The sequence below is a fragment of the Pseudomonadota bacterium genome (assembly GCA_018817425.1).
In the GTDB taxonomy this organism is placed as follows: Bacteria; Desulfobacterota; Desulfobacteria; order Desulfobacterales; family RPRI01; genus RPRI01.
Map to the genome: position 1 here is coordinate 1 of JAHITX010000139.1, position 17,903 is coordinate 17,903.

The 17,903-nt window shown below is 41.9% G+C and carries 16 protein-coding genes and 1 pseudogene; 14 read left to right on the forward strand and 3 right to left on the reverse strand.

Annotation, left to right across the window (positions count from 1 at the left end; translation table 11 throughout):
* Positions 1–212 precede the first annotated feature (212 nt).
* The 5 genes from KKC46_22565 (at position 213) to htpG (ending at position 4,378) form a co-directional block, all read left to right on the forward strand.
* The gene (locus KKC46_22565) at positions 213–479 is read left to right on the forward strand and encodes a hypothetical protein (GenBank protein MBU1056587.1); all 267 of its coding nucleotides are present in this window, start codon (positions 213–215) and stop codon (positions 477–479) included.
* Positions 480–486: 7 nt separating this feature from the next.
* Complete coding sequence (locus KKC46_22570) at positions 487–774, forward strand: hypothetical protein (protein ID MBU1056588.1); 288 nt, start codon at positions 487–489, stop codon at positions 772–774.
* 588 nt (positions 775–1,362) lie between these two features.
* Complete coding sequence (locus KKC46_22575) at positions 1,363–1,617, forward strand: hypothetical protein (GenBank protein MBU1056589.1); 255 nt, start codon at positions 1,363–1,365, stop codon at positions 1,615–1,617.
* Complete coding sequence (locus KKC46_22580) at positions 1,569–1,877, forward strand: ISAs1 family transposase (GenBank protein MBU1056590.1); 309 nt, start codon at positions 1,569–1,571, stop codon at positions 1,875–1,877. Before KKC46_22575 ends, KKC46_22580 begins: the two co-directional genes overlap by 49 nt.
* 572 nt (positions 1,878–2,449) lie before the next feature.
* Positions 2,450–4,378, forward strand: coding sequence for a molecular chaperone HtpG (gene htpG / locus KKC46_22585; protein ID MBU1056591.1), 1,929 nt, complete (start codon positions 2,450–2,452; stop codon positions 4,376–4,378).
* Between the two features lie 208 nt (positions 4,379–4,586).
* Here htpG and KKC46_22590 read toward each other — a convergent pair whose 3' ends face one another.
* The 3 genes and pseudogenes from KKC46_22590 to KKC46_22600 form a co-directional block, all read right to left on the reverse strand.
* Positions 4,587–5,240, reverse strand: coding sequence for a hypothetical protein (locus KKC46_22590; GenBank protein ID MBU1056592.1), 654 nt, complete (start codon positions 5,238–5,240; stop codon positions 4,587–4,589).
* Between the two features lie 18 nt (positions 5,241–5,258).
* Positions 5,259–5,736, reverse strand: a pseudogene (locus KKC46_22595) (ATPase).
* A gap of 170 nt (positions 5,737–5,906) precedes the next feature.
* Positions 5,907–7,460: a sigma 54-interacting transcriptional regulator gene (locus tag KKC46_22600; GenBank protein ID MBU1056593.1), complete on the reverse strand. Its 1,554-nt coding sequence runs from the start codon at positions 7,458–7,460 to the stop codon at positions 5,907–5,909.
* A gap of 249 nt (positions 7,461–7,709) precedes the next feature.
* Here KKC46_22600 and KKC46_22605 point away from each other — a divergent pair, with 249 nt between their 5' ends.
* From KKC46_22605 to KKC46_22645, 9 genes are all read left to right on the forward strand, one after another.
* Complete coding sequence (locus KKC46_22605; protein ID MBU1056594.1) at positions 7,710–8,624, forward strand: spirocyclase AveC family protein; 915 nt, start codon at positions 7,710–7,712, stop codon at positions 8,622–8,624.
* A gap of 60 nt (positions 8,625–8,684) precedes the next feature.
* Positions 8,685–9,623, forward strand: a complete 939-nt coding sequence (locus KKC46_22610; GenBank protein MBU1056595.1) for a hypothetical protein — start codon at positions 8,685–8,687, stop codon at positions 9,621–9,623.
* A 65-nt stretch (positions 9,624–9,688) separates the two neighbouring features.
* The gene (locus KKC46_22615) at positions 9,689–11,134 is read left to right on the forward strand and encodes an FAD-binding oxidoreductase (GenBank protein MBU1056596.1); all 1,446 of its coding nucleotides are present in this window, start codon (positions 9,689–9,691) and stop codon (positions 11,132–11,134) included.
* Positions 11,135–11,149: 15 nt separating this feature from the next.
* Positions 11,150–12,328, forward strand: coding sequence for a (Fe-S)-binding protein (locus tag KKC46_22620; GenBank protein MBU1056597.1), 1,179 nt, complete (start codon positions 11,150–11,152; stop codon positions 12,326–12,328).
* Between the two features lie 98 nt (positions 12,329–12,426).
* Positions 12,427–12,867 (forward strand): glycine cleavage system protein GcvH, encoded by a 441-nt coding sequence (gene gcvH, locus KKC46_22625; protein ID MBU1056598.1) that lies wholly within the window; start codon positions 12,427–12,429, stop codon positions 12,865–12,867.
* Between the two features lie 10 nt (positions 12,868–12,877).
* On the forward strand, positions 12,878–14,347 hold the full coding sequence (locus tag KKC46_22630) for an FAD-binding oxidoreductase (GenBank protein MBU1056599.1): 1,470 nt from the start codon (positions 12,878–12,880) through the stop codon (positions 14,345–14,347).
* Complete coding sequence (locus KKC46_22635; protein MBU1056600.1) at positions 14,344–15,456, forward strand: (Fe-S)-binding protein; 1,113 nt, start codon at positions 14,344–14,346, stop codon at positions 15,454–15,456. Before KKC46_22630 ends, KKC46_22635 begins: the two co-directional genes overlap by 4 nt.
* Before the next feature lie 3 nt (positions 15,457–15,459).
* Positions 15,460–16,263, forward strand: a complete 804-nt coding sequence (locus tag KKC46_22640; GenBank protein MBU1056601.1) for a hypothetical protein — start codon at positions 15,460–15,462, stop codon at positions 16,261–16,263.
* A gap of 2 nt (positions 16,264–16,265) precedes the next feature.
* Positions 16,266–17,825 carry a DUF116 domain-containing protein gene (locus KKC46_22645; GenBank protein MBU1056602.1) on the forward strand — a complete coding sequence of 520 codons (1,560 nt, stop codon included), beginning with the start codon at positions 16,266–16,268 and terminating at the stop codon, positions 17,823–17,825.
* The last annotated feature ends 78 nt before the right edge of the window (positions 17,826–17,903 follow it).

Below are 17,903 nucleotides of genomic sequence, written 5' to 3' on the forward strand. Positions count from 1 at the left end.
GATAAACCATAAAGTAATCAGTCCCAAGCAATTTTGGTTGCAATATTTACCCCGAAAGTGCAAAATCCTATATAACATAAATACCATAAATTAGAGCCACTTTCAAAACGTTTCAGTTTGGTCAAGGTCAAGGCGGGGGAAAATTTTAACCGCAGGAATACATGGAGTATTTCGAGGATTATAATTTTCACCCAACGCAGAGATCGGCCAAAATGGGACGTTTTGAAACTGGCTCATTACTTTATAACGGCTTTATATCCAATGGGGGTAGTTTTAAAATGAAATCGGGCAGGTCTAAAATTATTATTGCAGATATTTTGCTCGGTATTATTGCAGGATTAAGCGTACTTTTCTTCAGGCAGTTTCGGGATAAGACCGAATCCGACAAAAAAGATAAGGCTATACAGCCCCAGCCGGTTGAGGTGGCTCAGATTCAGCGTGTGCCGATAGTTTTGCGGCGGACTTTTAGCGGAACTTAGAGCCACAGTGGTTTTGGAAAGGGTGCAGGAGGCCACGATTATTTCTCAACAAGCCATAACCACTCGTGATGATAAAACGGGGGTTTTTATTGTAAGCAAAGACGGTAAGTCTGTGGCCTGGTGCGAGGTAAAGACAGGTATCATCGAAGGAGACCGTGTCCAGGTGGAAGGGGAAGAGTTATCCGGCAGGGTCGTGACACTTGGGCAGCAGTTGATCAAAGATGGCTCAGCAATCATTGTTGGTTCCAATCAGCATAAAACTGTTTCCGGCCCCAAGGAGAGCGATTTAAAATGAACCTTCCGGGATTCAGCGTTCGGCGGCCCGATTTTTACAACCATGGATAGTGCGGGACATTCTATACTCCTTATGTCAAGCAAAAATGTGTAAAATATAATTCAAATATAATCAGTTGTTTATATTCTTAGCCAAATTGAGAAAACAGTTCTATTGCTGCACTTTTGGTAATATGCACTTTGCTTCCGGCGGTTCTCTCATGCGGCGAACTCTTTATCTAATCGTTACGTTTATCCGGCATCCCAACTATTAGCTGACCGCCACATCATTCCTTATCCGGATTAAAGAATTCAGAGAGAAGCCCTTAAATTGTCCCTCCAGGAGTTGTTTCGCTCCAACGTCCTTGACGGGCTTTCTCGCCGAAAATGCTCAAAGCAGTATTTGCTTTGATGTAATTAAATTTTAAGCTGTTTGATGCTAATCTAAATCCGTCGTTAAACGGCTTACATCAAACGGTTCATTCTTTTCTCACATTGCGTATTCTATCAACTATCATTTGTGCTTCAAATACTGTCGCTGAATTTAACGGCAAGCCAACCGAGTTTTCGGCGTCGTCATATATTTTCTCTTAAGGGGAATCAAAGCAAATTGCATGATGACATAAAGTTGTATTTTCAGGAACAGTTTTCCAGAAATTTTAGGGATTCGATATACGACTATTATGAGAGCGTTGATGGCGGACATGGTAGAATTGAGATACGGCGATATTGCACAACATCAGATATAGATTGGCTCCAAGGCAGAGAGAACTGGAAAAATCTGAATACAATTTGTATGGTTGATCGAGAAAGGCAATTCGACGAAAAGACAGAAAAAAAACAAGCTATTACATTGGCAGCATAGCAAATGATTCAAAAAAATTTGGCAATGCCGTCCGTAGTCATTGGGGTATTGAAAATAGCCTTCACTGGGTATTAGATGTTACGTTCCGGGAAGATGAGAGCAGAATTAGAATTGGAAATGCACCGGAAAATTTTGCTGTGCTCAGACATATTGCCTTGAATATGATTAAAAAAGAAACAACACCGAAAAAGAGCATAAAATCAAAACGACTTAGGGCTGGTTGGGATAATGATTATCTTATGAAAGTCCTGGCAGGTTGATTTCTAAATGCGGTTACCCTGTGCGTATTGCCGAACGAAATTGACAAAAATAATTATACCTGCTTACGTCATCAATCATTTAAATAGCCTCCTTTTATCAAATGGTAGTTTTCGATAATTCCCCGTTATGCTATCAGGAGGCTATTTTTTTATCTACACGATAATTAATTATTATTATACTACTCTGAGATGCATATTCTATTGTTATTTTAATATATAACGCCCTTTAGTTTTATAGTTTCTTTTAATTCAAGCCATAATGCGCTTTTTTGTTTGATTGATTCCCGATTTGATAAATGTTTCTACGGCCGGAAAGGTACAACTTGCCGGTGAACGAAAAACAAAAGGTCCGTCATAATTTTGTTTCAAATATAATATCGATTCATAACCTGGATGCCCTCTGTCAAGTAATTAAATGATATTTAGATGAAGAAAGCCGGCTGTCATTCGATCTTATAAGTTTAATTTTATACGCCCATAATATAGCCACACGGGTTGACAAATTAAAAATAACACGCATTTTAGAGTATATTTTTATATTATTTGAAAACAGACTTTTGACTGGAGGAATTATGAGTAATCAAGCAGAAACCCACGAATTCAAAACGGAAGTTAAGCAGCTTTTGAAGCTGATCATTAACTCTCTTTATTCAAACAAGGAGATATTTCTCCGCGAACTGATATCCAATGCATCGGATGCCATCGACAAACTGCAATTTGAGGCCCAAACAAACCCCGATATTCTGAGTAACGACACGGAATTTAAGATTAAGCTCACCCCGGACGGAATCAAACAGACATTTGAAATCTCGGACAATGGCATCGGTATGACCTATGACGAGGTTATGGAAAATATCGGAACCATTGCTCAAAGCGGAACGGCTGCTTTCATGGCGGCCATGGAGCAGAGCAAGGGAGACACCCTTACCCCTGAACTGATCGGCCAGTTCGGTGTCGGATTTTACAGCGCCTTTATCGTAGCAGACAAGATCACCCTCCTGACCAGAGCGGCCGGATCGGAAAAGGGGGTTCGCTGGGAATCCCATGGAGACGGAACCTATACCATCGAAGAAGCTGAAAAGGAAAGCCGGGGAACTTCAATAACCCTTGAACTAAAGAAAAAAGAAGACGGGGAACAGGATTTTACGGATGAATGGGTCATCAGGCACATTGTCAAGCAGCATTCCGACTTTGTCAGCTACCCGGTGGTTATGGATGTTGAAAAAGAAGAACCCCTTCCGGAAGCGGAGCAAATCAAGGACAAGGACGGCAAACCCCTTGGGAAGACCACCCGCAAGGTTGTAAAGGAAGAAACCTTAAACACCATGAAGGCGATATGGGCCAAGGCTAAGGAGGAGGTCGACGACAAGGAACATGAAGAGTTTTACATGCATATCAGCCATGACTGGAATCCTCCCCTGGCGAGGCTGCACAGCAAATTCGAAGGAACCACCGAATACACTGCCCTTTTGTACATACCTTCCAAAGCGCCCCTTGACATGTTTAACCCTGATGCAAAACATGGTATCCACCTTTACTGCAAAAGGGTTTTTGTTATGGACGACTGTGCGGAGCTGATGCCGGAATACCTCCGATTTGTAAAAGGGGTTGTAGATTCATCGGATCTCAGCTTGAATATCAGTCGTGAGATTCTCCAGCAAAACGCTTTGGTGAGAAATATCCGCCAGAATCTTATCAAAAAGATTCTGGAACTGCTGAAAGGTCTGGAAGACAAAGAATACGAAAAATTCTACGAAGAATTTGGGCCCGTTCTCAAAGTTGGTATTCATTCCGACTTTGAAAACAAGAACAAAATCGCCGAATTGGCGCGATTTAAGACAAGCAAATCAGACGGCAAGTGGGTTTCACTCAAGACGTATGTGGACAACATGCAGCCCGATCAGAAGGAAATCTACTACATTACCGGTGATAATATGACCGCTCTTCTGAACAGCCCTCTTTTGGAGCAGCTCAAGGCAAAGAATTATGAGGTCCTGCTCATGTCCGACCCGATAGATGAATGGGTGGTTCAATCTCTCACCGAATACGAAGGCAAATCGTTAAAAAGTGCTGAAAAGGGCGACCTTACGTTAGACAAGGTCGACGATGACAAAAAGGATAAATATGATGGCCTTTTCAAGCAACTCCGTCTGCTTTTGGAAGAAAAAATAAAAGAAGTAAAACCGTCCACCCGCCTCACCGATTCGTTGGCCTGTCTTTCCGGGGACAGCTCTGACATGAGCGCCTACCTGGAAAAAATTCTCAAGGCCTCGGGTCAAAAAACACCCGACGCAAAAAGGATTCTCGAACTGAACATGGACCATCCGGTTGTCGATAAGATCAATTCGATCTTTGAAAAGGATGCTGCCGCGCCGGTTCTCATAGATTACGCCCACCTTCTGTTTGACCTTGCCACCATCAGCGAGGGTGGCAAAATAAACGACCCTGCCGGTTTCACCCGACGGGTGGGTGAGCTTATGACCAACGCTATAAAATCGTGATCGTTTCAAGGATCGCTTAACCCATATGTTTTTTTGCCTTTCGTTTTAAAGATGCCCAACGTTTCGGGCAGGCCCGATTTGCTTGTTTTTCGTGCCTGCCCATCTCGATTTTTGGGAAGAGCAAATGGCGTCACCCAATATAGTCAAGTAGTTCTAACCAGCGGCATTCACAGGAGTGACGGTATGGGAGATCTATTGCAAAACCATTTCAGAAAACATTCAAGCTTTTTTTTCTCTTGATAAATTTTTCGATCTCTACCGCAATAAAAACCACAGACGACAATGCAAGGGTAAACAATAATTCATTGATAGTCATGATATACTTTATAAACTTCCGGATGTTGTCAACATTTTCAGGAACTAAATCGTCAGGCAATGCAGCCCACTTTCTAATGCAAAGACAAAGAACCCTCATGCCATCGGCAGCCATCGCATCGTTAATCTTGTTAATCTCACCAATATCAACTGCCGTTACTCCCTTAGATGTTAAGACATCAACCGACTTTTCAATTAAAACATCCAGGGCTCCTTTTGTAAAAGAGATGAAAGCAACTTTATCTTCCGGTTCCGAACTTGATGCCTGCCACTTATGAAAGGTGGTCATACACTTTCTGTCTGAATTAAAGGGAATTTCGGCAACGCGGGGGAAATTTTTTTCTAATTCTTTTTTATCAAAACCGTTAAGCTTCGCGGCAGTGTACAAAGCAGTTTCAGTGGGATCACCGATAATATTGTTTTCTCCATCCGTTTCGGCATCATTGCTAAGGGCAAGTCCCGTCATGAAATAACCGAATACAGATATTTGATCGCTCCCAATTTTACTTTCCAAACCTTCTAATGCACTGACCTGCTGACATACCATCAGTAAAGGAGCTTCCCCCCTTAAAATGCCTGCTATAAAGACAATAGCGCATATTGCAAGAATGGCAAAGGCGAGTTTTTTACCAAAGCTTAAAAGCCTTTTCTGAAGCGGTGTCTTTACTTCTTCCTCATCCTGAAGCATGGTTGCGATTTTGCCGAGTTCAGTATTCATGCCTGTTGATGTAACAATCCCTGTGCCACGGCCATAAGTAACAAAAGTACCTTTATATGCCATGTTCTTCCTGTCACCAATCGGAAGATGTTCATCATGCAGAGCTTTAGTTTGCTTTTCAACCGGGACAGATTCGCACTGTAAGTGCGGCTTCTTCAATCTTCAACCGTGATGACTCTATTACCCTGATATCGTCGGAAATAATTATTCCTGCTTCAAGAATTACAATATCGCCAGGGACAAGGTGTGAGGCCGATATACGCTCGTGCACGCCGTTTCTGATTACGGTTGCAAATGGAGCCGTCATTTTCTTTAGGGCCTCCATAATTGTTTTTAAGGTTGGAATTAATTCTCTCGGCACTTCTTCTTTCCGCAAAACGAGACTTTGTTCCAGTGTCCATATGGATCTTTGTTACACGCTTTGGGTTGTTATAAATGATCGGCTTATGGAGTAAATTGAAATCATGTAGTATTTTGGATTGTCATTAGAAATTCTCACACATTATTTTTACGGCCAAAAGGAATGCCAAGTTTGCGCATTTTCGTCCTGAGAGTTGAAGGGTTTATATTCAACAACTTTGCAGCACCTTTTTCCCCTCCCACACGGCCACCAGCCTTGTTCATGGCCTTTACAATTGCTTGTGTAGTTGCTTGTTCAAGATTGAGGGGGTTTTCCATTTCACTATCGGGTATTATTGTTTTTGCGCGAGGGATAATGTCGCCCAGATTGTCGAAAGCCAGTGGTTGTTCCCTGCCGAGGATAAGGGCGTGTTCAACTGCATTTTGCAGTTCCCTTACATTGCCGGGCCAGTTGTAATTCATTAGTTTTTCAATTGCTCCTGGAGCAAGAGAGGGGATATTTACAAAACCCATCTCTCTGGTTTTTTTCATCATGAAATATTGGACCAGTGCAGGAATGTCGGCACGACGGTCACGAAGTGGCGGAATAACAATTGGAAAAACCCGAAGGCGAAAATAAAGGTCTTCGCGGAATTTGCCCTCAGCCAGCATGGCCTCAAGATTGCGGTGCGTGGCGGTTATAACACGAATGTCAACCTTGATGGTCTCTGTTCCGCCAACACGTTCAATCTCTTTTTCCTGTATTACCCGCAATAGCCTGATTTGCGCTCCGGGCGTTAACTCACCAATCTCATCAAGAAAGATCGTACCGCCCTGGGCCCGCTCGAAACGTCCCCGTTTTTGTAAAAAAGCTCCTGTAAATGCGCCCTTTTCATGGCCGAAAAGCTCGCTATCCATAAGTGATTCCGGAATTGCGCCACAATTCACCTTAATAAAAGGACCGTTTTTGCGTAGCGATAGATTATGAATGGCCGTGGCCATGACCTCTTTTCCGGTTCCGGTTTCTCCCAACAGGAGAACGGGGCTGGCCAGGGGTGCTACCTGCCCGGCCATTTCCATGACCTGCTTCAGGCCGAAATGAGCACCTACAATTTCTTCTCCCGTTTGTTGCCGCAACTCTTGTTGCAAATACCGGTTGTCATCTGCCAGGCTCTCCTTGAGCTTCAAGACCTCCCTGTAACGCAGATAATTGGAAAGAGCGATGGTAAAAGGCTTATCCAAAAGCGTAAACAGTCGCACATGCTTTTCCGAGTATTTTTCTCCTTTGTTATTACCGATAAAAATACCTGCAATTAAATCCCATTCAGGATTTGAACCAATTCCCATAAAGGCGGCATCAGGATGGCCGATTACTTCAGACATAGGCCCCATTATAGGATGATCACCGATTCGGTCAGCCACCAAAACTTTTGATAGCATATCAGACTTTTTTCTTGTTTCCTCGATAATCCGTTTCGTATCTTCCTGGGCAATGGTTTTGACGGATGTAAGTTTTCCTCCGTTTAAATCTGCTTTTGCAATGGTTTCACCTATTCCTGTATCTGTGTCATAAACATCTACAAGCATAATATCTGCCGGGATATAGTCACGGATATACATAAAACAATCCCACAGTGCTCTTTCAATCTCCAGGCTTCCGCATATGCGTAGTGTGGCTTCCCGAAAAAAAATATTTTCATCAATATGCATGAGAATCTCCTATGTTGGTCAAATAAAGCGTATCTTATTTCGCACTTTATCACAATAAGTGTGAATAACAACACATATAAGTGTTGTATTCCATATTCGCAAAAGCTTTAGTTGTTTATATAATTGTATTTATTAGTATAATTATTTTGGCACATTTTAAGCATAGGACATAAGGATTAGTTGGAAGTTGTTTTGTTGGCAAGAAGAAACGGGATTTGAAAAATTATACTGCTGAAGAAGGGGGTAAGGATGTTTAACAAAACTTGTCTTTACGGTTTCATGATTCTTTTTATTGCCCTTGTTGCATATCCGGCCATGGCGGCAACGGATATTACCGTGCCTTCGAGCCAACAGTTAGAAAGTGGGACCGCTGGTGCCGTAGTTGATAATATGCAACTGCCGCCGGGATTCAACAATCCTAATCTTTCTGCAATTTGGGTGCAGGAAAAACTCATGCTTGTTGTTTTTTTTATTGTACTCATATATCTTATTCGTAATAGCCGTCGTGCCAGGGAGCTGACTTTCGGCACGCTGCTGTTCATTGCCACAACAACCATGTTCTGGCAGGAACCATACGCTGATTGGGGCTGCTACCTGCTATTCAATCCAAAGCTTACTCTTATGCCCTGGGGTTCTACTTTGTGGACTTCACCAAACAAGCCCTTGAATCTGATCTGGCAATATGGAGCTTTTTTTGCCGGCATATATTCTGTAATGCTATGGCTTGTCAGAAAACTGCATGCGCGGTATCCGCAATTGAGTAATCTCGGTGCGGTGCTTGTTATCGGTATTCCGATATTCTATCTCTTTGACTTGTTAGTGGAGGGACTTTGCGTAAAAAACGGCATTCACTCCTATATAAAACCTCTGATCGGCCCGGTGTTTGTTATGGCTAAGGGCAACTTTCCGCTTGTTTATCCGGTAGTGCCTTTCGTTTTTTATGCCGTAATTACCCTATGGGTGTTGAGATTGCGAGCTGCAAACGGGCATGTGCGATTCGAATCATGGTTCGGTGCACAGCGTTTTGCTGCCGGTTGGCAGCGGGAACTGGCGCGTGTTATCATCTGGATTTTGGTCATGAATGGGCTTTATCTGCTTCTTTTCACGGGTCCTGCTGTTGCTATACGGGTGTTTCTTGGAGGGCCTTGCGCACTTGTGCCGTGATTTGCTTTACCATTAAAAAGATTGATTATTATTTGAGTCGTGAGGAGGCTATCAAATATCATGAAAGAGATAAGAAATTATAGCATTTTAGGATTGTTACTGGGCTTATCTTTTCTGTTTTTTTGTAGCGGAATCTTGCAGGCTGAAGAAATAGCTGATTACGGGAACATATTTCCAATGCAAGTGGATCAATTAGCGTCCGATTCCATAATGATTTATCAGATTGTCTGGATGTCTGTAATACTCGCGGGCATAATCGCTTATGGGGTATATAGACTCATACGCCATAAAGACCCGATACTACTCTTTACGATGGGTTCCGGGATTATAGCTTTTTTTAATGAGGGGAACCTTGAAGTACTTGTACATGTTACAATGCCGGTTAACTCAATAATGCCTGTATACCAGGCATATGGAATAATCATGCCCTTTTGGATGCTCATTGGTTATACCGCTGTATTTCCGCTCTTGTCTTATATTGCCTACAGTTATTTAAAAAAAGGACTGGAGACCAAAGGCTTTATCATTTTATGGGTTTTGTTTTGCCTATTTGACTTTGTAGCCGAAGTCCCAGGTGTCGCCATGGGGGCGTATGTATACCAACCGCCACAAATGCTGACATTTCTGGGTTTTCCGATATATAATATGTGGATAAACGGAACTTCATGGCTTTTTGGTGGTGTTCTGATGTACTTTTTTGTACCGATTCTGACGGGCTGGAAACGGCCTCTCATTTCACTTTTACCGTTCTTTGCGTTTGCCACAGGATGGGGTATAATAGATGTCCCGATCGTAATCGCACTGAATTTTGCCGGAATGCCCGTCTGGGGCAAGTGGGTGCTGTGGTTTGTTTCGCTAGGGCTTAGCATCCTCATTGTAGTCACTCTGAATAGCATGGTCACGACAACTTCCAAGACAAGATGGAAATTGCCATGGGCTACATTGGATGCGGAGATAGCAGCAGAGGCATCGGTGACTGCACCCGTCTTAGTCCGTTGAGTCTTATGTTACAATTTAAATATTATAAAACGATTTAACCATTTATGCATAGAAAGGAGTAAAAAATGAATGTAATGCGAGTCAAAGAACATCATCCATTGTATGGTGAATTGGCGATGATTGTTGGTTCCAAATTTACAACAGACAGCGACTTTGCTTTGTGGGCATATTCCCGCGACTCAAGTCCTGTTCCGGGAAAGGTTCCGGGGATAATAGTAAGGCCCGGCAGCACCGAAGAAGTATCGGAGATCATCAAACTTGCAAATCTGACTCATACTCCGGTAATCCCGCGGGGTGGAGGCGCTTCTATTTTTGGTTTTCCGGCAGGCATACCCGGAAGAAGTATAGTAATTGATACTACACGGCTGGACAAAATAATTGAGATAAATGAAGAAAACATGACGGTAACAGCTGAGGCAGGCATCGGTGTTTGCGAGCTGGGAACCAAGCTGACCGAAAAGGGATATTATGCAAATCTTGTCTGGGCGCCCTATTATGCGGATACGCTCGGTGGCTTGATAGGCGGCGTTATGGGTGGAGGATGGTCGACGCGAACGCAAGTTGTGGGACCCAATGCGAATCATATACTGGGCATGAAAATAGTTACGCCCACCGGAGGCGTGATCCAAACCGGGGGAGGTCCGGGGACTAATGTGCATCGTAAAACCACCTTCATGCGTGATGGGGGCGGACCCGATACAACCGGTATATTCATCGGTGATGGAGGAACATTCGGCATCAAGACCGAAGTAACGCTTTCAATTTACCCCCTCGAAACGGTTGCCAAACCAAGAGGCTTTCTTTTCAAGAGTTTTGACGATATCTGGAATGCCATGTCCAGGTTGATGGCGATAGAGCCCTTTCCTTATACTAATCTTGTCGGACTTGCACCCAATGCTACGGCGCTGTTTATGAAAGACCCATGTTGGGTTTTATTATGCTATACCAGAGGATATGAGGAAGAGGAGGTAACAGGCAAGATTAAGGTAGTAGATGAGGTTTGCAAGGCGGCAGGGGGTGAAATGGGTTCGGAAGCGATTCATATGCAGGCCAGTGCAGCCGGCACCGGAGAAATGTATCGTGAAATGGGAAAGCTTGCTTCGATAGGTATGTGGGTATTTCTCGAGACGCATGTTCCCAAAGAAGATCTTCCGAGACTCTTTAACAAGTATGCTGAGCTGATTGATCAAAGATTCGAAGAAAAAGGCATAAAGGAATATGGCGGTGTCAGAATGGATGTTATGTTGCCTGTGGGGCACGGCGAGTGCTATCTTTCGACAAATGTTTACTGGCAGGTTAATGTTCCGGAAGCAAGAAAGAAAGTTATGGAAATAGCTGACGAGTTTGTTAATGTCACGATAAATGACGGGCTGTTTGCAACAACCGCCCAGCGTATACCCGCCGGAGTTACAGGCGCCAACTGGTCACCTTCTTATTATGAATTCATGCGCACCTTAAAGAAAGCAATGGACCCCAACAATATAATTAATCCCGGACATTGGGGTTTGTAGAGAGGAGGAAAAGATATGCTAGAAAAATATCGATATAATGTTGCCAGATGTGCAAGGTGTGGTATCTGTCGGGCAAAATACTCTGAAAAAGTACGTTATGTTTGCCCCGTAAGGGAACATACCGGAGGATTTGAACATTATTTCAGCAGGGGAAGAGTTGCAGTTGCCGCGGGAATTCTGGAGGGCGCCATTGATTATTCTCCCGAGCTTGTTGAAGTGCTTTATACCTGTCTTGGATGTAAAAGTTGCGTGGAGCAATGCGGGTCAGTAGATATGAGAAACGGCAAATCCTTAGTTGATACGGCAAAAATAGTCCGGGAAATGAGAGAGGATGCGATTGCACTGGGGTTGGAACCTAAAATAATGCAGGAACTTCATGCTACCGTATCCAAAAACAAGAATACCTTCGGGGGAAGCCTGGAGGAAAAGAATAAACTGGCTAAAAAGTTTGAACTTCCTGATAAAGGAGATACTATCTTCTTTTCAGGGTGCTATGGCGTCTATCGTGATCGTAAAGAAGCAGAGGCTACAATAAAAATTCTCAAGGCTACAGGAGCCGCGCCTGCATATCTGGCTGATAAGGAGTGGTGCTGCGGAGTAATGGAGTATTGGGGCGGCAATACCAAAGTGGCAAGAGATATGGCATTGCATAACATGGAAGCCTTGGATGCGGCAGGTGTTAAGACATTGGTAACCGCATGTTCAGGTTGTTTGGATACCATCAAGGATATATATCCTGAGATTATAGAAGACAAGCTTCCCTTCAAGGTTATTCACATAAGTGAATATCTTGCGGATCTGGTTAAAAAAGGGGAGTTGAAATTTACCAAAGAAATAAATAAAACTGTGACCTACCATGACCCATGCCATTTGGGAAGGCATGCAAGAATATTTGATGCACCCAGGAAAGTGATCGAAAGCATTCCCGGCATCACCCTTAAGGAAATGGAAAGAAACAGAGAGGCTTCCGGTTGTTGTGGTAGTGGCATAGGGGCTGTTAGGGCATTGGAACCTGATTTGGCATTGGCTATTACCAATGACAGAATTAAAGAGGCTGTAGCAACCGGCGCAGAAGTCCTTACATCGGCCTGTCCTATGTGTGTAGAACAACTTACGCTGGCAGGTAGAGCAGCGAAGGCTAAATTGGAATATATAAATCTTCCGGCATTGGTAGCTGAGGCTATGGGACTGTAATTTGGTTTCGGGTGTCAGGCGTCAGGTGTCAGAAACTAAACTGCTGACACCTGAACACTGAAAACTGATCCCTTATTTATATTTCGAAAGGAAAGAAAATGGCAGAAATTAACGGATATGATATGCCCGATGATTTGCACTATCATAAGGAACACATCTGGGCCAGGGTTGAATTCAAAAAAGTTAGAGTTGGAGTAACAGATTTTGCGCAGAAATCGGCTGGTGATATTGTATATGTCGACCTTCCGTTTGAGGGAGATGAAGTAAAACAGGGTGAATCATTCGGCAAGATGCAATCCGCCAAGTGGATCGGTGAGCTATATGCGCCAATTAGCGGTGAGATTATTTCAGTCAATGAGATCCTGGAAGGAAAACCGACATTGATAAACCAAAGCCCGTATGAATCCGGCTGGGTAATTGTTATCAAGCCAAGCAATCTTGAAGAAGAACTTAAGACTCTGATGACGCATGAGACCGGTTTGGCGGATTGGTTAAATGGAGAAATAGAGAGAGTTAAAGCTCAAACGGAAGGGGCGTAAAAAATACCTGATGTCTGTATATGAAGATATAGCGGCAATTGTCGGTAAGGAAAAGATAAGCGAAAGCAATCTTGATCGTATTTGCTATAGTCATGATCTGGCCCCGCTGCCGGATGATTTGCTTAAGGGATTTGGTGTAGCTAAGCCTGATGTTGTTGTAAGGCCCGCCAATTTATCACACATTGCAGACATCATGAAATATGCTTTTCAAAAAAACATTCCCGTTACACCAAGGGGTGGAGGTTCATGGGGGCTTGGTGGAGTCCTGCCGATTGGCGGAGGCATAGTTTTAGATCTAAGCGGTATGAATCGTATTATAGAAGTAAACACTGAAGATGATTATGTGACGGTTGAAACCGGGACAGAGTGGAAACGTCTATCAAATGCCGTTGAAAAGTATGGCTTTCATCTGGGCGCTTGTCCTACAAGCGCCCCTGTTGCTACAATCGGCGGTTATATTGCAACAGGTGGTTCTTCCGGAATTGGTGTTTCCCAGCACGGGCCACTTGGTGACCATATAATATCTCTTAAAGTAGTACTCCCTGATGGAACGGTTATACAAACCAATCCTTGGGATTCATGGATTTTTGTTGGTTCGGAAGGGACTTTGGGAATAGTTTGTGAAGCAACTATTAAAATATTTAAAAAAAATAATATGAAACATATGTTGTTTAGCTTTGACAGTTTTGATGCAGGATTGGAGGCTGTTATCAAGTTAAACGAAATAAGTCCTTATTATTATAACATCATGGATGAAGGCTTTATCGGATTGTTAAGAGAAAAAGGAAGCCGGTTACCTGAAAGTAAAATGATATTAGCAGTTACTTTAAATGATATAAACGGTAAGTTGCAGGAAAAAGAAAAAGCAATAAACACTATTTGCCGTGGCACAAGATTATCCGATGAAATGGCAGAAGAAGAATGGGGAAACAGATATAAAACAGCTCTTAGCATTAAAAGCCTAGGGCCGACACTATTGACTCAGGAGATCAGACTTCCTGCAAGGTTCCTGGGACAGGCGCTTAATGAGTGGAAAACCGTTTTAAAGGGAAAAAGATTCGCTTTCAAAGGTGTCTGTAGTGATAATGGCGCCATAAGTGTTTTTCCTGTAGTACTGACAGATGAAAGAGAAAAATATGAGTTTATGAAGACCCTTTCTTATACCCGTGAAATAGCTGAAACAGGGAAAAAATATCATGGCGCAGTTTATGGGATTGGGCTTTTCAACTCAAACCAGATGGCAGATATTCATGGCAAATCACTTGATGTAATGAAAGAGATAAAAAGGACTTTAGATTCAAAAAACATACTTAATCCGGGCAAAACAGTTGAAAGCAGAATCCCTGATATCTTTTTGTCTCTTGTTTTTATATTGATGAAACATGCGACGCCTCTTTTTGCTTTTCTTGCAAAAAGTGCAAATCGCCTTCCGGATAGTTTTATAAATAATTCTTTAAAGCTTCTAAAGGGCAGAAAGTGAAAGAAGATATAAAAGATTTAATTTCCAAAAATGTTTATACCTGCGCCAGTTGCGGCTTCTGTCGTTTTGGCTGTCCCGTATCAAAGAATGTGGGTTTTGAAAGCCAAACGGTAAGGGGCAGGATGTATCTTCTGAAAAAATATATTGAAGGCGGACTGGAATATGACAAGGATCTTATTGAATCATTTTATACATGTGCTTTATGTGGAAACTGCAATGAGATTTGTCCCACAGGAGTTGATTATCTTGAAATTGTCTCACAATTAAGAAAACAGTTCGTAGAAGCTGGGAAACTTCCTGAATCCCAAAAAATGCTAAGAGATAATCTGGTAAAATGTGGAAACCCTTTTTCTAAAGATAAAGAAGAAAGAGGGGCATGGCTTCCTCCCCAATATCGTGAGCACAAAAAAAGTAATAATATGTATTTCGTTGGCTGTTCATCTTCATATTCTTCCAATAGGATTGCCAAATCTATTATAAAGGTTTTAGAAAGTGTAGGGTTTGATTTTAATGTGATGGGAAATTCGGAAAGCTGCTGCGGCGATCCTTTATTTCGAATGGGTGAAGAAGAGAAGGCAAATGAATTTATGCAGCAAAATATCCAAGTATTTGATAAGCTTGAAGTTAAAACTGTTTTTGCTTCATGTGCCGGATGTTATAAAACTTTAAAAAACAAATATCCTCAAAAATATAAAGTGTTGCATATAACTCAACTTCTCCATCAGTTGGTTGAACAGGGCAAACTTGTATTCAAAAAAGAATTTCCAAACAAAATTATTTACTTTGACGGGTGCGATATCGGAAGACATTGCAAAACTTATGAAGAACCCAGGGCTTTGTTAAAAGCAATTCCAGGAGTTGATTTGCTTGAGTTTGACTATAACAGAGATGAGGCAATGTGCTGCGGAGGTCCATTTGCTGCAAGTGATCCTGATCTGGCGGCAAAAATAGCCGAAGACAGAGTAAAAGAAGCAGAAGAACAGGGTGCGCAAATCATTGCCACCGCCTGCCCCACCTGTATGGTTAATTTAAGAGAAGGGGCAAGAAGAATAGGAAGTGAAATAGAAGTTCAGGATATCACATTGATGCTGCCAAAATTAATCCGGTGAAAAATGAATAAAATACTTACATGGATAGATACTGAAATTGTTGAGTTAAACGGCGACGCTACTATTAGCGAGGTAAATGCCGAACTGGGAGAATATTGTCTTCCTGTTGAGCCGTTGAGCGAAAAAAAAACAATCAGCAGCTTTATTAAAGAAGGTGGGATAGGTTACAATTCTTTGCATAACAAAACTCTTGGTTCTTCATTATTTGAGTTGTCCTCAACCTTTTCGGCAATAAAATTTACTTATGGCAGTAAATATAAAACACTTTATAATGCCGGTTATCCATTGCACAGGATTATTGAAGGCCCATCATTTTCAAAAGAACTGTCTGATAAATTTGATGGGATAGAAAATATAGTATTGCCTGTCAGGAAAAATAAAGAAGTAGAAGTGCTTTTTCATAATGGAAATCTTGATCAATTCCATCAAAACCAAATCCCTGACAATGCATCCAATATTTTTTTTATTAATGATTTTGGCGCTAAACTTATGGGTTTGGAAGGCGAAGGAATTGTTACAACTTATCTTAATCCAGGGGAAAAAAGTCTTAAATCAAATATGAAAATCTGGGAAAAAAGATTTCTGGAGGATCTGATTCCTGATGATCATGATACCATAAAGTTTCTTACAATGAACAGCCGCGTTCCGGAAATATATAAGGTTTTTAATGAAAACTCACAAGGTCTTTTTTTTGCTTTAAGCGTGCATAAAGGCATCCTTCTTTTGATGTCCGGGGCAAAAAAACAGCTTGATACCGTATGCGAAAATATTCGAAGTATTCCTCTGACCTTTGAAATAGGGGCTTGATAATGAAAAATTGGCGCTTATTGGATACGGGAGTCTTGAGTGCAGCTGAAAACATGGCCTTAGATGACTTAATATTAGAAGCGAGAAGTAAAGAACTTGTTCCAAATACTCTTCGTTTTTTACAATTTAGCCCACCAGCAGTCCTTGTTGGCTACTATCAAAGTGTAGAGCAGGAAATCAGAACAAGTTATTGCAGAGAACAAAGCATTGATATTAACAGACGAATGACCGGGGGCGGAGCTATATTTTTTGATCGTTCCCAGCTTGGGTGGGGAATATATGCTTCCAAAAAGGAATTAGGAGCTGCAAATCCTGAGATATTATTTAAGAAGATATGTCAGGCTGTTATCCTTGGGTTAAAGAGGTTTGGTATTGATGCTAAATATCGTCCTAAAAACGATATAGAAGTAGCAGGTAAAAAGATTTCCGGGACAGGAGGAACTGAAGAAAAAAACGCATTTTTGTTTCAGGGAACCTTACTTATGGATTTTGACGTGGATACCATGTTAAAATCCCTTAGAATCCCTACAGAAAAGTTAATGGATAAAGGGATAGAATCCGCCAGGGAACGCACTACAAGTCTTAAGTGGGAACTGGGATACCTGCCAAAATTGAGCGAAGTAAAGGATGCGATAAAAGAAGGTTTTGAAGAAACATTAAAAATCAAATTTGCAGAAGAGGGCCTTACAGAATATGAACAAGGGCTGTTTAAAAATAAGATAGATAGATTTAAATCGAATGAGTGGATTTACCAAAGAAAAGGATCTGTTGAAAAACTTCCGATCTTAACCTCAAGTTACAGGACAAAAGGCGGATCAATTCAGGTCTCTTTAACGATTAATGTTGAGACCAATATCATTCAGAGTGTTTTAATTACGGGTGATTTCTTTGCCCATCCGAAAAGCGCCTTATTTGATCTGGAAGCGACCTTAAAATTTACACGGGCGGAAAGAGCAAGAATACAGGAAGTCGTTTTTGATTTTTTTGAAAAGGGAAAGGGATTATTCCCGGATATTTCTCCCTCGGATTTCGTCGATGCAATATATGAGGCGGTAAAAAAAGTTGAATGCTTAAAACATGGAATCTCTTCGCCTGAAGCTAACAGGATCTTTACCGTAAATGGTACTTTTGATCAGATAATCAAAAAGAAACCATCTTACTTATTGCTTCCTTATTGCGCCAAGCTTGTTGATTGTGAACATAGACACAAAAGGGAGTGTGTGGACTGCGGGGAATGCAGTGTTGGAGATGCTTATCGTTTGGCAAATGAAAAGGGGTTAAATCCTGTTACTATTACCAGTTTTGAGGACTTGATGGAAACATTTGCCGATATGGAATCTAAAGGGATAAAGTCTTATATCGGAAGTTGTTGCAGACAATTTTATGTCAAACACCGGAAGGATTTTGAGATGGCCGGGCTTTCCGGCATATTGATCGATATTGAAAATACTACCTGTTATGAGCTGGGGAAAGAAAATGATGCCTATGTCAGTGTTTTTAAAGGTCAGACCGAACTGGATGCAGGATTGATCAGTAAGATATTAAATAGCTATCGACCTTAAGACAAAGCTTAAGACCTATATGAAAGTAATTTGAGCCACTTTCAAAACGCCCCATTTTGGCCGATCTCTGCGTTGGAC

What these genes read in the sequence shown, in the direction of transcription:
- gcvH (MBU1056598.1), top strand. Translation starts at nt 12,427, where the DNA reads ATGGCAGAAATTAACGGATATGATATGCCCGATGATTTGCACTATCAT.
- KKC46_22600 (MBU1056593.1), bottom strand. Translation starts at nt 7,460, where the DNA reads ATGCATATTGATGAAAATATTTTTTTTCGGGAAGCCACACTACGCATA.
- KKC46_22565 (MBU1056587.1), top strand. Translation starts at nt 213, where the DNA reads ATGGGACGTTTTGAAACTGGCTCATTACTTTATAACGGCTTTATATCC.
- htpG (MBU1056591.1), top strand. Translation starts at nt 2,450, where the DNA reads ATGAGTAATCAAGCAGAAACCCACGAATTCAAAACGGAAGTTAAGCAG.
- KKC46_22630 (MBU1056599.1), top strand. Translation starts at nt 12,878, where the DNA reads ATGTCTGTATATGAAGATATAGCGGCAATTGTCGGTAAGGAAAAGATA.
- KKC46_22590 (MBU1056592.1), bottom strand. Translation starts at nt 5,240, where the DNA reads ATGGTATGTCAGCAGGTCAGTGCATTAGAAGGTTTGGAAAGTAAAATT.
- KKC46_22640 (MBU1056601.1), top strand. Translation starts at nt 15,460, where the DNA reads ATGAATAAAATACTTACATGGATAGATACTGAAATTGTTGAGTTAAAC.
- KKC46_22615 (MBU1056596.1), top strand. Translation starts at nt 9,689, where the DNA reads ATGAATGTAATGCGAGTCAAAGAACATCATCCATTGTATGGTGAATTG.
- KKC46_22645 (MBU1056602.1), top strand. Translation starts at nt 16,266, where the DNA reads ATGAAAAATTGGCGCTTATTGGATACGGGAGTCTTGAGTGCAGCTGAA.
- KKC46_22620 (MBU1056597.1), top strand. Translation starts at nt 11,150, where the DNA reads ATGCTAGAAAAATATCGATATAATGTTGCCAGATGTGCAAGGTGTGGT.
- KKC46_22610 (MBU1056595.1), top strand. Translation starts at nt 8,685, where the DNA reads ATGAAAGAGATAAGAAATTATAGCATTTTAGGATTGTTACTGGGCTTA.
- KKC46_22605 (MBU1056594.1), top strand. Translation starts at nt 7,710, where the DNA reads ATGTTTAACAAAACTTGTCTTTACGGTTTCATGATTCTTTTTATTGCC.